This window comes from Ralstonia nicotianae (assembly GCF_018243235.1).
GTDB lineage: Bacteria > Pseudomonadota > Gammaproteobacteria > Burkholderiales > Burkholderiaceae > Ralstonia > Ralstonia nicotianae.
The window spans coordinates 37,555-51,338 of sequence record NZ_CP046675.1 but is presented as its reverse complement, the minus strand read 5'-3'; the positions used below and the strand labels follow the sequence as shown (position 1 = coordinate 51,338).

Below are 13,784 nucleotides of genomic sequence, written 5' to 3'. Positions count from 1 at the left end.
TAATGGTGGGCAAGGACTTTGCCCACGCCTTGCCAAGACCGCCATGAACCCGATTCTTCACGCCGGTGCCACCGGCGTCGCTTTGCTGCTTCCTACCTTTGCTTTCGCGTGCGCCACCTGCGGCTGCTCGCTCAGCACCGATGCCGCGATGGGCTATTCGGCGATCCCGGGCTGGCGCATCAGCCTCGATTACACATACCTTCCGCAAAACCAGCTGCGCCACGGCACGGGGTCGATTACGCCAGCGGAGGTCGCGAGCATCAATGCGGCCGGCGGCAACCAGGAGGTCGAGCGCCAGACCATCAACCGCTACATCAACCTCGGCATCCACTACAGTCCGAACAGCAGCTGGAACTTCAGCGCGATCGTGCCGTACATCGACCGCAGTCATACGACCTACGGCGCGGCCACGCCCGATCAGCTCACCCCGGACAACGTGAGCGGCGCTACGGCGAGTGGCCTGGGCGACATCAAGCTGATCGCCAGCTACCAGGGCTTCCTGCCGACGCACAACCTGGGCGTGCAACTCGGCGTGAAGCTGCCAACCGGGCGCTACGGCGGCCAGAACGTGAACACCGGCGCCACGGTCGGGCGCAATCCGGTGTTCTTCAACAGTGGCCCGAACGCGGCGGGAGGGCAGGCTCTGGATACCAGCCTGCAGCCCGGCACCGGCAGCACCGACCTGATCCTGGGCGCCTATTACTACCAGCCCGTCAGCCAGGATTTCGATGCCTTCGTCAACGGCCAATTCCAGGCGGCCGTGATGCGCAGGCTGCGTGATGAAGGCGCCGACTTCCGGCCCGGCAATCTCACCACCGTGAGCTTCGGCCTGCGCTATGAAGCCAATCCGCACGTCGTGCCGCAACTGCAGTTCAACGTCACGCACAAGAACACCGACCAGGGGGCGCTGGCCGACACCGTCAGTACGGCCGGCACCGTGGTCTACCTGTCGCCGGGCGTGACAGTGAGCGTGCTGCCCAACATGCAGGTCTATGCGTTCCTGCAGAAGGCGCTGTACAGCAACCTGGTGGGCTACCAGCTCTTCCCGCGCTGGTCTGGCACAGTCGGAGTGAGCTATGCGTTCTGATAGGGACATGCCTTCGGCGCAAGCCCGGTCGCGGCGCAGGTGGCTGCAAGCGGCCGGGGCGTTGACCCTGGGCGCCGGGCTGGTCAGCCGGTTGCCGGCCGCACATGCGGCTAGCCTGGAGGTGGGTCGCCCGGCACCGCCTCTGGTCCTGCATACGCTGGACGGCCGCCGCATCTCGACCGAAGACTTACGCGGCCAGGTGGTGGTGCTGACGTTCTGGGCAACGTGGTGCGAGCCTTGCCGAACGGAGCTGCCGCTGCTGTCGGCCTATGCCGCGCGCCATGCCGACCTCGGCCTGCGCGTACTCGGCTTCAGCCTGGACGAGCCGGACGAGCTACCAGCGGTGCGCGAGGTGGGCGCCAAGCTGAGTTTTCCAGTGGGCCTACTCGGCAGCCCTTACGCGGGCGGTTACGGCCGCATCTGGCGCCTACCAGTGAACTTCACGATCGACCGCCAAGGCCTGCTGGTCGACAACGGCTGGGACTCGCGCGAACCCGCCTGGACCACAGAGCGACTGGAACGGGTCGTCACGCCTTTGTTGCGTTAAGAGCGGCATCGCGGTTACGCCGACTGGCGCATAAACCGCCACGTCGATGGCGCCGAACTGCGCCTCAATCGAGCGAACCACCTCAGGGATGCCATCAAGGTTTGTAAGGTCCGCCGCAAACGCGGCAGCCTCAATGCCTGCACCGGCAAGTTCGGCAACCCGCTCGTCAAGCGGCGCTGCACGCCGTGCGACAAGTGCAACGCGATAGCCCTCCGCGCCGAATCGTGCTGCGAGGGAGGCGCCCAGGCCACTACGATGGTCTTCTTGGTATTCATTGCGTACTCCGTTAGGGGTGGTATGTTTTGATGACTGGAGCGGCCCCACGTATCTGAGGACACAAGGACACTCTTAAAATAAGGGATAGTCTTGTGCCTATCAGTAAGCCTAGTCATTACGTGGAATCCATCGAAGTTCTGACCGAGCCGGAGCGCCGTCGTCGGCGCACGGCACAGGAAAAAATCGCCATCGTGCAGGAAACGCTGGCACCGGGCGCATCGGTGTCTGCCGTTGCGCGGCGGCACGGCGTGAACCCGAACCAGGTGTTCGGCTGGCGCAAGCAATACCAGGAAGGCAGCCTGGCGGCAGTGCAAGCGGGCGAAACCGTTGTGCCTGCATCGGAGCTGGCCGCAGCCATCAAGGAAATCAAGGAACTGCAGCGGCTACTCGGAAAGAAAACGATGGAAGTCGAAATCCTGAAAGAAGCCGTCGAGTGGGGTCGGTCAAAAAACCTGATTGCGCGCTCGCCCTTGTTGCCGGGGGACGACCATTGAAAACGGTCTGCGAAGTTCTCGGCGTGGCGCGCTCTGGCGTGGCGGTGAAGCAGGTTCGCTCGTCCGGTTGGCAAGATGGTCGCCGTGCCAAGCTGACCGACGACACGGAACTGGTCGAGGAAATCCTGGCCCATGTGGCGCACTTGCCGACCTACGGCTACCGGCGCATCTGGGCGCTGCTGCGACGCAGTCGTGAGATAGTCGGCGCGCCGTGCATCAACCACAAGCGCGTCTATCGGGTCATGCGCGAGCATCAGTTGCTGCTGAGCCGTCCTGGCGTGCGTCGAGACAAGCGGCGACACGACGGTCGGGTAGCCGTGGACCGGAGCAATGCTCGTTGGTGCTCGGATGGCTTCGAATTCCGTTGCGACGATGGCACGCCGCTGCGCGTAACGTTCGCGTTGGACTGCTGCGACCGAGAAGCGATTAGCTGGGCGGCAACCACAGGCGGACATAGCGGTGACGTAGTGCGTGACGTGATGCTGGCTGCGGTGGAACAGCGTTTCGGCACCACGCAGGCTACTCAGCCCATCGAATGGCTGACGGACAATGGCTCGGCCTACATCGACCACCGCACGCGCCGCTTTGCGCGCGAGCTGGGCCTGGAGCCACTGACCACGCCCGTGCGTTCGCCGCAGAGCAATGGCATGGCCGAATCATTCGTGAAGACCATGAAGCACAATTACGTCGCCTATATGGACAAGCCCGATGCGCCAACGGCGCTCTCGCGTCTGGCTGTTGCGTTTGAGCATTACAACGAGCGTCACCCGCACAAAGCCCTGAAATACCGCTCGCCTCGCGAGTTCAGGCGTGCTGCCGCGTCATCAACCTAACGGTGTTCGCGTGTCCTGAGTTACAGGGGCAACTCCAATGACCAACTACGCTTGATAGATTGACCATCCCACAAGAGCGCATTTACCAGATCCTTAGCCGCATGGGCGGCAAGTGGACCATCCTCGCCATCTCGGTGCTCGCGGAGCAACCCAGACGCGTCAACGAGCTGAAGCGCCTCATCGGCGGTATCTCGCAGCAAATGCTCACGCGCACACTCAAGGCGCTGGAGCACGACGGGATGGTGACGTGGACCGTCCCCCCCACCACCGTGCCGCCACAGGTGGAATACGCCTTAACAGAATTGGGAACATCTCCTTCAGGGCCGCTGCTGCAGCTCGCCCACTGGGTTCTCGATCATTTAGGCGAAATCGAAGCCCACCAGGCGTTACACGACGAAAAGACAAGGCAGTTGCGAGCTTAGGTTGAGCTCTTCGGCAACTGCCGATCGTCCTCACCACACCGCACCGCTAAATCATTCTTTAGGGAAACGAGTCCGTGACCCGGGGAAATTCGGCACGGTTGCGATGCAAACCGCAAACGACCGCTTCAGGTTGTGCCGCCCCCTCGCAGATCGACGAGGCCCCCAGAAAGATCCAACGTGGTCGCAGCGATCATAACCAGGCCGAAGGAGCCGTTTGGCTGACGATGTTCCGACGCTGCGCCTACCCCAACCAGTCCCGATCGTCGTCGGGAATGATGAGCGCATAGCGTTCATCGTCGCGCAGATAGCGAATGAAGGTCTGGTGGGGCGTACAGGAGTTGAACCTGCCTGCCTTCGCCGGTAAAACCGCCGCTGCTCGACCCATGAGCTACCGCCCCGCTGCTTACCGTATCGGCGTACCGGGACGGAACCCGAGTCGGGACATACCCTTAGATCGAAACGAAAAAATGGATTGAAAACAATCGCTCAATGGGCTACGTGAATGTTGAGACCGCCCATATTCTTCGTGCTCTGCATGAAAGCATGCACACCGACAATCGTGACACCCGGACGCTTTGGTTCGGATGTGGTTGGCACTCACCCTTTGGAAGAGAAGATCAGCACTGACGACGCTTACCGGAAACGCCCCGAGTTTGCGGCATCCGTGCTGCAATCGACGCGAGAATTAGTAAAGCAGCAAGGCGCCACGGCGTAAGCACCATCATTTCATGTTGAGGCGTGCCCGGACTCCTGCGATCCGGCGCGCGCTTCATTGGTGAGCCAGATCGCGGCGCCGTCGGCACCCGCGTACTGCACCTCACCGATTGCGGTCGCTTCGTCAATGACAAGCGGCTCGGCGGCACCGCGGGCATCCTGTGCAGTACACGACATCATGCGGCGCCCAACGGCATGGGCGCATTGCCCGTCCTGCGTCAATGCGCTCCCGGCTGGCCCGTCGCGGGTGATAGCGGGATGCCCCCGACGTCCATCCTTGGCGGCCATTCGTGCGTCTCGCCTTGACAGAACCGGCACCACGCGAAGAGCGCGTCATACATCACCAGGCCGTGCCTGAGCATCTCGTGATCGTCGGCAAAAAGATGCGATAGCCCGAGAGAGATCGCATACAGCCCACCGGACTGCGGCGTCAGATCCAGCCGCGACGTATCGGCGCCGCGCACGATGCTCGCCAGTTGCTGCAGGGCCGGATCGCCGTCCAGATGGTATTTGCCCAGAAAGGCATCGAAGCTGCACAGTTCGCCGACGTGCGTGAGCTCCACGCCGGGGATGTCATACGGAATCGCACCGGTCTCGCGGGCGATGCGCAGGACGTCGCCGGGCGGCACGTAGAGGAATGCCGGCGCCGCATCGATGAACCGGGTGATGAGCCAGGGACAAGCGATCCGGTCGATCTTGGGGCGTTCACGCGTGATCCATTGCATAGCGGCCTCCGGGTTCTTTACGACGATACAGCCACGGAACACCGTGGACTCCTTCAGTGATGCAGCAGCGGATAGGCGGCCAGGCCGATCAGGGCGGCCCCGGCCACGATCACGGGTTCCGGCAGCTTCTTGAACCTGAGCAGCAGCGCGACGCTGGCCAGCGCCAGCAGCACGCTCGGCACATCGACGATCGAGCGCCTGGCCAGCACGATCACCGCGCCGGTGATGGCGCCCACGGCCGCGGCCGTCACGCCGTCGACGAACGCGAGGATGGCCGGCAGCTTGCCGTACTTCCTGAAGTACGGCGCCGGCAGGATGGTGAACAGGTAGCACGGCAGGAATGTCCCGACCGCTGCCACGCAGGCACCGGGCAAGCCCGCCACCAGGTAACCGATGAAGCCCACCGTGATGACCACCGGCCCCGGCGTGATCATGGCCACGGCCACCGCGTCGACGAACTGCTTGTCGTTGAGCCAGTGGAATTCGGTGACCACGCCGCCATAAAGGAACGGCACGATGGCCAGCCCCGAGCCGAACACGAAAGCGCCGGCCTTGGCGAAAAACACGCCGATCTGCGTCAGCAGCGGCCAGTCGATCGTGCCCAGGATCCCGCCGGCGGCGGGGATCGGTGCGGCAGCCACCGCGTTCAGCCCGCCCTGGCGCAGCCACTTGGGCGGTGCGCGCCACAGCCAGACGAGAACGCCGCCCGCCAGAAACAGCCACGCGACCTCGGACTCGGTGACGACAGTCACCGTCGCCAGCACCAGGTAGATGAGCCACAGCAGCTTGTCCTTGCCGACACTCTTGGCGGTGAGCTTGTACGCGCTGATGGCGATGATGCCGATCACGGCCGCGCCAACGCCATAGAACACCGACTGCATCCATGTCAGGCCGCCGAATCGCACGTAGGCCCAGCCAAGCGCCACCACCATCCAGAATGACGGCAGCACGAAGGCGATGCCGACCAGCGTGGCGCCGAGTATCCGGTAGTGGACATAACCCAGGTAGATCGCCAGTTGCGCCGCCAGCGGCCCGGGGGCGAGTTGCGCCAGCGCCAGCCCTTCCTTGTAATCGGCCTCGCTGATCCACTGCCGGACCTCCACCAGGTCGCGGCGCATGTAGCCGGCCAGGGCAACAGGCCCGCCGAAGCCGAGCGAGCCAAGGCGCGCGAAGTACCGCACCAGTTGCCACAGCGTGTAGCGCGGACGCTCGCGGGAAGGCGGGGATGTCGTGGTATCGGCAGGCTGGGGCGAGTTCATGGTGGCGTTTTGGTTGGGTCAGCCCGGTTTGCGGCTGCCGGAGAAATGGGCGTAGAGGGAATCGAGAACGCCGCCGACCTCCCGCAACAGCGCATCGTCGTCGGCCAGCCGCTTGCGCGCGCCGGCCAGGATGGCCTCGAATCCGCCGGCTTCGGGCACCGCCATGCCGCCCACATCCAGCGCATGCACCATCGCGCCGATCCGGGCCAGCCCAGGATTGCCGTCCAGGCCAAAGCTCGCGAGCAGCACCTCGAAGGACACCCGGTCGGCGACGTGCGTGAAGGCGGCACCATCGAAGTCGAAACCCAGCGCGTCGGCCGGGCAATCGGCGGTGCTTTCCAGCCACAGAAAGCGTGCGTGCGGATCGACGAAACGCTGGATCAGCCAGGCGCTGGCGACACGATCGGCCCACAGGTGGCGGCGGGTCGCCCACAGCCGGCCCTGGTGCTGGGCCGGGTCGCGCCGGGCGATGCTGCCGTCGGCCGCATGAGGCTCGCCAGGCGACTGGATGGCTTCAATGGCACCGGCAAAGTCACGCCACTGCGCCTGCGCGCGGATGGACGCCTCGTTGGGAAAGAAGTCGACCCTGCGGATGGCATCGTAAGCCCGCGCGTGGCGTCGATACAGGCGGCCGAGTTCGGTGGCGGCCAGGCCGGGAAGCGTCCTGCGCGCCGCCGACAATTCGGCGAGCCAGTCGGTGTAGTCAGCGGTACGGTCAAACAGGCCCCGATACGCGGCCGCGGCCGACTCGTCGGGCTCGTGCGCCTGGACTTGCAGCAGCCAGGCTTGCCCATCCTCCTGCGTGGCTTCGTCGGCCAGTTCGCGCAAATGGCGGGCCTGTTCCGCGTGTGCGGGCAGCAGGTAGGCGCCGTCGCGCAAGGCAGCGCAGCCCAGCGCCTTGACTGCACGCCAAATGCGCATGCGCACGGTCGCACCGGCGGACGGCAGGCTGACGATCAGCAGAAGCCAGGTTTCGGGGACGGCAGTCATGACGGCAGCATAGGCCGCCGTATTGAGCGCTGCAATGTTGTAGAGACCGCTACAGATTCACGCCGCCGCACCCCGGGCGAGCGCGGATGCCACGACGGCCGACCGGAAGCGGCCGGCACCCGGCGGGTGGGCTTACTTCAAATACGATTTGATCACTTGCAGGACGGCATCGAGGTCCTGCTGACGCTGCGCCTCGGTCGGCTCCTTCACGACGTGATCGGTCAAGTGGCCCTCGATGACCGCCGCCATCAGTCCGTTGACGGCGCCCCGGATCGCGGCAATCTGCTGCAGCACTTCCGTGCAATCCCCCTCTTCATTGAGTTGTTTTTCCAGCGCGGCCGCTTGGCCCTGAATGCGCCGCACGCGCGCCAGCAGCTTGGCTTTATCGCGAATGGTATGTGGCATGGATGGGGGAATTCGGGTAACTCGAGGCGACGGGAGGGTAGCACGCAAATACTAGGGGGGAGTATAGTGTGGCACTCCTGAAAACCCGCCCTTGGCCGCGCATGACTGAGTTCTCGACCCTTCTGCAGCAAGGCAACGCCTGGCTGTTCATTCCCAGCGCCATCCTGCTCGGCGCGCTGCACGGCCTGGAGCCGGGCCACTCGAAGACCATGATGGCGGCGTTCATTGTCGCCATTCGCGGCACGCTGACGCAGGCCGTCCTGCTCGGCCTGTCGGCCACGATCTCGCACACGGCGGTCGTTTGGGCCGTGGCGATGGCGGGCCTGTATTTCGGCCGGAACTGGAACGCGGAAGCGACGGAGCCCTATTTCCAGGTCGCGTCCGCGGTGCTGATCATCGGTGTGGCGGCGTGGATGATCTGGCGCACCCTGCGCGACCAGCGGATGGCCCACGCGCACGACCATGACCACGATCACGGACACGACGAAGCCAGGGACATCGACACCGGACATGGCACGGTCCGGCTCGAAGTGTTCGAGGATGGCGTGCCGCCGCGCTTTCGCCTCTACCAGGACCAGGCGCGCCCGCATGGCCACGCCTGGTCGGCGAGCGACGTGCACGTCGAGACGGAAAGGCCGGACGGGACCCGACAGTCATTCCACTTCGTGCAACGCGATGGCTTTGTCGAATCCGAGCAGACGATCCCCGAGCCCCATGAATTCGTCGCCCGCCTGAGCCTCGGGCGCGACCGCCATCGCCACAGCTACGACGTCGAGTTCGTCGAGCACGGCCACGACCACCCTCACCACGCCATCCAGGACTACGACGGACTGGACCTCTCCGCCCCGGGCTACCAGGATGCCCACGAACTGGCGCATGCCAACGACATCCGCCGCCGCTTCGCCAACCGGCACGTCACGACCGGCCAGATCATCGTTTTCGGCCTCACCGGCGGCCTGATCCCCTGCCCCGCCTCCATCACGGTGCTGTTGCTCTGCCTGCAGCTCAAGCAGATCACGCTGGGGGCAACGCTTGTGCTGTGCTTCAGCATCGGACTGGCCATGACGATGGTGGCGTCCGGCGCGCTGGCCGCACTGAGCGTGAAGCACGTATCCAAGCGCTGGAGCGGATTCGGCGACTTCGCGCGAAAGGCGCCGTACTTCTCCGGGGCGCTGATCGTGCTGGTGGGCCTGTATGTCGGCTGGCAGGGATTGCGGGGCCTGACTAGCGTGTGAGCCTGCGCCTGGTCGCCGCGTAAACAAAGCCTCTCCGCCCGCCATTGAGCGGCACGGGTACGCTGCTTGGAAGCATGATCGTGCGTTTGTGCCGTTAAGCACGACGCAGCCATTTGGACAGGTCGTGCTGGCTGCCTGCCATGAAGCGTTCCGGCATCGGCGAAATGTGAGGGCGCTGCCCGCGCCCTCACGCACCGGTGAAGCCTATCCATCCACCCCATCCGAGGCACCGACCACCCCCTACGCAAACCAGGCCGTCTGTCACGACATGCAGCACAGGCGGCCGTCCGAACTCAGCACGCTACGCGGCCCCGCGCCTGCGGCAGCAACATATCGGTCCGGGACGCAGGCATCGTGGCCGGCTGGCCGCCGACATACACCGCGCGAATCTGCTCGACGCCGGCCGCGAACACCAGTGCCGCATAGGGTTCCTTGTATGGCGTGAACTCGCTCGGATCCAGCAGCAGGAAATCGGCGTACTTGCCGACGGCCAGGCTGCCGATCCGATCCTGCAAATGCAGCACCTCGGCACTCCCGACCGTGTGCATGCGCAGCACGTCATAGGGCGACAGCACGGCGGCTGACCGGTACATCGAGCGAATCTGGTACAGGCCCGCCCGCATGTTGGCGAAGGGATCGGCACGGTCGGCGCTGGCCTCGCCATCCAGCCCCATCCCGATGCGCAGCCCCTGTTCGCGGTAGCGGACCACGTCCGCGGTGCCGGAGCCGAGCCGGCCGTTGGACAGCGGGTTCCACGTCATGCTCGCGCCGGCGCGAACGGCATCGGCCAGGATCTCCGGCGTGGTGTGGATGAAGTGCCCGAAGATCAGGCTCGGCCCGACCATGCCGGCCCGCTGCAACGACGCATACCGTGCACGCTCCGCCGCCGAACCGGTGGGCGACTCCAGGTAATGCTGCTGGTTCATCAGCCCGAATTCCCGCATGAACAGCGCCTCCGCGCGTGCCTGCTCCGGGGCATCGTAGTAGGCTCCCGCCCCGGCGATGGCGGTCCCCAGATAGCGCTCGCGCTCGGGCTGCCCGGCTGCCCATTGCAGGAACTGGGCCGTGCGTGCGCGGGCATTGTCCACGGACCACTGGTCGCTGATCCTACGGATGTTGAAGCCGTGCACGACCCGTACACCGGCGTCGAGCGCGCCGCGCAGCTGGCAGCGGTGCCGGACTTGTCGGCACCGGTGAAAGTGAGGTTGAAGACCGTGGTGACGCCATGCCGGATGTGATGCAAGCCACCGCGCATCGTCAGGGCATACAGGTCGCCGGCGCTCAGCCTGGGCGCTTCCTGTCCGTAGAGCTGGTCGATCCAGCCTTCGAGGTTCTGGTCGGGCGCGATCCCCGCGAAGGCGCTTTGCCAGAGATGGCTATGTGCCGACACAAAGCCGGGGAGCATCCACATGCCGGCGGCATCCACGTGCCGGGCTTCCGACGCCAGGTTGGCACCGGCACCGGCGCCAACTTCAAGAATGCGGCCATCGCGTCCCACGACCAGGTGTCCGACGAACGGCGCTTGCTGGCCATCGGCCATGGTGAAGATCAGCGCGTTCTGGACGACGAGCCGCGCGCCCGCCAGCGTCGACGCCCAAGCCGGCTGCCCGAACAACAGGACCCATGCGCTCAGCGCCACCGCCAGGCCGCGCATCAGTCTTGGCACGTTCATTCCGCCAGTGCCGAGCCTGCCGGCCACCGCGCCCCGATCCTTCATATGGCAAACCTCCTCAAAGATCACGTCCAGTGTTGCGATTGCCTCGCCATGCCGGGTCTGCGCATGCCTCGTCCCTAATAGGGACACCTGCCCGGGCGTAAGCAACCACGCCCCAGCCCGGTCGCCTCAGTTTGCCCAGCACATTACGAGAATGGAATCGGCCGAATCCGAATCGGATCGGCTCCAGCACTGCCGCCCCCATCGCCGGGGAGCAGGCTCGGATTGTCGAGCCGGGCTAAGAGAATGGCGGCTATAGCGGGTCCCATGGGGATGCATGAAACGGCCGAAGCGTAGCATCGGGGTATTTAGATGTAAACCGCCTAGACGGTTTGTTTATCACTGCGTAATAGCCCTGCCATTACGGAGTGGCTGTTCGATGAACAAGTTCGAGTGGAGGTCTCTTCGGCATGCCCACTATGTGGGTGCGTGGGCATGCAAGGGGTGGCAACGTTTGGAAGCTTCGACAGACGCGCTGCGCTTCGTTGGTTGGGTCAGCTTGACCTCTTTCCATGGCGCAGCGCAGCGCGGGGGCAACATACTGTGGAACCTGCACCAAGCGGCGGTTAGCGTTCCATCGTCAACGCGTGGATCTACATTGCGCGGGAAGCTTCAGTATTGATAGATCAATTGAAAGCCCGCTGTCACCCGGGCAGTTTGAAACGCCGCAGGCTTATAGACCGGCGTACCGGCGAACAGATCGTAAGAGAACGACCCGGCCCGCGTCCCCCATCCACCGCGCAGCCCGATCACGGCGCCCGCCAGTTGGGTGCCGGCCAGGCCCACCGTTGACGGGCCATAGACATGGCCGTAGTCGAGACCGCCATAGAGCGACAGGCCGGTGTTGCCGATCGGCGCTTGCAGCTCATTGCGCCAATAGAAGCCGCGATCACCCAGCAGCGACATTTCGCCATCGAAGCCCCGCACGGTGTAGCGGCTGCCGATGGTGATCGCGTCGATCGAATACAGGTGGTCGTTGGTGAACTGTCCACGGAACGTGGTCACATACCGCAGCGGCTGCGCCCCCACCTTGAACGGCACCGACAGGTTGGCATCCGCCACCAGCATGCGATAGTGCCAGGTCGGGCCACCGCCGTCGGCCAGCGTGTCGTCCTGCGCGCCCAGGTCGCCCACACCGTGGCGCAGCATCAGGCTGCCGTCGAACTGCGCGGCCCCGAAGTAGTGGCGATCCGTCAGGCCGGTTTCCACCACCGTGTTGTTGCGCCGCTGCTGGGGAATCTCGGTGTCGTCGACGAAGTTCTTGCCGAACCGCTTGGACAGGCGGAACTGCACACCCAGCACATCGTTCTGCGAGCGCTCGATGACGCGCTGCAGCTTGACGTCGAAGTTCTGCGAATTGCCGCTCGACACGAAGGTCTGGTTGACGCCCGCGATCTGCTGGAAGTAGGTGCTGGAATACGCCGACACCGTCGCCGTCCAGTACCCCCACGGCACCGAGTAGAAGCCGTTCCAGCCGTGCGTGCCATGATCCTTGTTGCTGAAATCCAGGTCCTGGCTGTAGCCCACGTTGAACAGGTCGTTCAGGCCCAGCGGGTTGTCGACGCTGACGCTCAGGTTGCCTTGCAGCTTGCCGGTCGAGCGCGTGCCCGAATTGTCCACCGCGGCCACGACCGTCCAGGGCTTGGCGCGCTTGACCGAGATCACCACATCGCTCACGCCCGGCACGTCCGTGGGCACGAGCTGCATGTCGACGTCCTGGCTGGCGACGCGCTTCATTTGCTCCAGGCCTTGTTCGAGATCGCGCAGGTTCAGCAGATCACCTGGGCGCGAAGGGAACGCAGACTTCCAGGTACCCCGCACATCGGCCTGCGCGAAACGGATCTGCCCGATCATGCCGGGCACAAGGACGAAGCGCAGCGTGCCGGTGCTCAGGTCCTGCTGGGGCAGCAGCACGCGCGTGGTCACATAGCCTCGGCTCAGAACGGCTTGCGATACGCCCCTGGTGAGCACGTCCACGCCCTGCTTGCCGACGCAGGTGCCGTTGTAGTGGTTCAGCCATGCCTGGGCGAAGGCGAAGGAGTCCTGCGGCAACGAAGAGGCGCCCTTGATACGGGCGGCCTCGGGCAAGTCCTGCGGGACCTCCAGCGCGAAGTGGTCAATGCGGAAGCATGGCGTTTCGGTGGGGAGTTCGGGAAACTCGGCCGGGGCGGCTTGCTGGGCGCGGACTGCGGGGGCCTGCACGGCTTGCTCGCGTTCGCGGGCTTGTTGCTGTTGGCGCAGCCGTTGTTCCTGTTCTGTGTTGGCGGTTGCAGTGGCTGCCGACTGGGTGGGGGGTGTTTGGGCGAAGACGTCGGCTGGAAGATGTGACATCAGAAAACCGACCGCACCGAGTGCGAGCGGCAGTGATTTTTTCTTGTATTGCATGTTCGATTTTCGGCGCAAAATCCTTGCGCCAATTTCCCCGACAATCACACTCGACCCGGGGCTGAGATTAATATCCAACGGATGCCTGCACGCAACTACGCAGCACGGAAAAAAATCAATCGGCCACTGATTTTCCGCCCCCAACCGAACAGCGCAGCCAATTTTTCACCTGAACTTCACAGGCAACCCTGCCTCACAAATAAATTAAACAATTATTTTATTTTCATAATTAAAAAATACAAACACAACCTTAAACATCATCAAGCCAATCACGCGTTGGGTTTGGGCGACCGCTAAAATCGTAATCGCCAAACCTACTAACATATCCACCAACAACCTCGTCGCAAATATTAATTTCCTTAAGGCCCTCAGAAGATCTATCCCCTTGAACGAAAATGCTCACCACCTTTATTTTTGGACTATCGCCATCCGAGACGTAGCCACAAATCTTCGCCCGATGGAACAATAGCGACCAACCACCACCCAAACTTGGCACCGCCGCAAGTATTGGGTAAATTATATTTCCATTTTCTATTTTTACCCTATCCGGGTAATTGTAATCTTTTGGGCAATGATAACCCAAAAGAAACAACCCCTCCTCCTTATCAACAAGCCACCCGGACAGCTCGACAAAATCGCCCCCCTGCCGCCACCCTGGATTACAGCCCCCTTGAAATTCATGACTACCCCCCAACGAT

14 protein-coding genes are annotated in these 13,784 nt (G+C 63.8%); 5 read left to right on the top strand and 9 right to left on the bottom strand.

Features of this window, described 5'->3' with window-relative positions:
- Positions 1-43 precede the first annotated feature (43 nt).
- Both GO999_RS16885 and GO999_RS16880 read left to right on the top strand, forming a co-directional pair.
- Positions 44-1,087, top strand: a complete 1,044-nt coding sequence (locus tag GO999_RS16885; protein WP_104072791.1) for a transporter family protein — start codon at positions 44-46, stop codon at positions 1,085-1,087.
- The gene (locus tag GO999_RS16880) at positions 1,077-1,634 is read left to right on the top strand and encodes a TlpA disulfide reductase family protein (protein ID WP_011003864.1); all 558 of its coding nucleotides are present in this window, start codon (positions 1,077-1,079) and stop codon (positions 1,632-1,634) included. Before GO999_RS16885 ends, GO999_RS16880 begins: the two co-directional genes overlap by 11 nt.
- Here GO999_RS16880 and GO999_RS16875 read toward each other — a convergent pair.
- Positions 1,515-1,958, bottom strand: coding sequence for an SDR family NAD(P)-dependent oxidoreductase (locus tag GO999_RS16875; protein ID WP_249215101.1), 444 nt, complete (start codon positions 1,956-1,958; stop codon positions 1,515-1,517). The two genes, GO999_RS16880 and GO999_RS16875, sit on opposite strands and share 120 nt — an antisense overlap.
- 80 nt (positions 1,959-2,038) lie before the next feature.
- Here GO999_RS16875 and GO999_RS16870 point away from each other — a divergent pair.
- Positions 2,039-3,237, top strand: a protein-coding gene (locus GO999_RS16870) for an IS3 family transposase (RefSeq protein ID WP_197362529.1) whose coding sequence is annotated in 2 segments (ribosomal slippage) — positions 2,039-2,354 and positions 2,354-3,237 — 1,200 coding nt in all. Because the reading frame shifts where the segments join, the coding sequence is not laid out codon by codon here.
- A gap of 101 nt (positions 3,238-3,338) precedes the next feature.
- Entirely contained in the window at positions 3,339-3,659 is a 321-nt protein-coding gene (locus tag GO999_RS16865) for a winged helix-turn-helix transcriptional regulator (RefSeq protein WP_081350400.1), read from the top strand.
- Positions 3,660-4,591: 932 nt separating this feature from the next.
- Here the strand turns inward: GO999_RS16865 and GO999_RS16860 are convergent.
- From GO999_RS16860 to GO999_RS16845, 4 genes are all read right to left on the bottom strand, one after another.
- Positions 4,592-5,098 carry a chromate resistance protein ChrB domain-containing protein gene (locus GO999_RS16860; RefSeq protein WP_019719352.1) on the bottom strand — a complete coding sequence of 169 codons (507 nt, stop codon included), beginning with the start codon at positions 5,096-5,098 and terminating at the stop codon, positions 4,592-4,594.
- 53 nt (positions 5,099-5,151) lie between these two features.
- On the bottom strand, positions 5,152-6,357 hold the full coding sequence (locus GO999_RS16855; protein WP_211907002.1) for a chromate transporter: 1,206 nt from the start codon (positions 6,355-6,357) through the stop codon (positions 5,152-5,154).
- 18 nt (positions 6,358-6,375) lie between these two features.
- Positions 6,376-7,347 (bottom strand): chromate resistance protein ChrB domain-containing protein, encoded by a 972-nt coding sequence (locus GO999_RS16850; RefSeq protein ID WP_211907001.1) that lies wholly within the window; start codon positions 7,345-7,347, stop codon positions 6,376-6,378.
- A 132-nt stretch (positions 7,348-7,479) separates the two neighbouring features.
- On the bottom strand, positions 7,480-7,752 hold the full coding sequence (locus tag GO999_RS16845; protein WP_011003854.1) for a metal/formaldehyde-sensitive transcriptional repressor: 273 nt from the start codon (positions 7,750-7,752) through the stop codon (positions 7,480-7,482).
- Positions 7,753-7,853: 101 nt separating this feature from the next.
- Here GO999_RS16845 and GO999_RS16840 point away from each other — a divergent pair, with 101 nt between their 5' ends.
- Complete coding sequence (locus GO999_RS16840; protein WP_011003853.1) at positions 7,854-8,987, top strand: nickel/cobalt efflux transporter; 1,134 nt, start codon at positions 7,854-7,856, stop codon at positions 8,985-8,987.
- A 293-nt stretch (positions 8,988-9,280) separates the two neighbouring features.
- Here the strand turns inward: GO999_RS16840 and GO999_RS16835 are convergent, their stop codons facing one another.
- The 4 genes from GO999_RS16835 to GO999_RS16825 form a co-directional block, all read right to left on the bottom strand.
- Positions 9,281-9,991, bottom strand: coding sequence for an amidohydrolase family protein (locus tag GO999_RS16835; RefSeq protein WP_277615478.1), 711 nt, complete (start codon positions 9,989-9,991; stop codon positions 9,281-9,283).
- Positions 9,913-10,335 (bottom strand): hypothetical protein, encoded by a 423-nt coding sequence (locus GO999_RS24985; RefSeq protein ID WP_277615477.1) that lies wholly within the window; start codon positions 10,333-10,335, stop codon positions 9,913-9,915. Before GO999_RS24985 ends, GO999_RS16835 begins: the two co-directional genes overlap by 79 nt.
- 978 nt (positions 10,336-11,313) lie before the next feature.
- Positions 11,314-13,086 carry a ShlB/FhaC/HecB family hemolysin secretion/activation protein gene (locus GO999_RS16830; RefSeq protein ID WP_211907000.1) on the bottom strand — a complete coding sequence of 591 codons (1,773 nt, stop codon included), beginning with the start codon at positions 13,084-13,086 and terminating at the stop codon, positions 11,314-11,316.
- Between the two features lie 250 nt (positions 13,087-13,336).
- Positions 13,337-13,678, bottom strand: coding sequence for a hypothetical protein (locus tag GO999_RS16825; RefSeq protein ID WP_162913535.1), 342 nt, complete (start codon positions 13,676-13,678; stop codon positions 13,337-13,339).
- Positions 13,679-13,784: the final 106 nt, after the last annotated feature.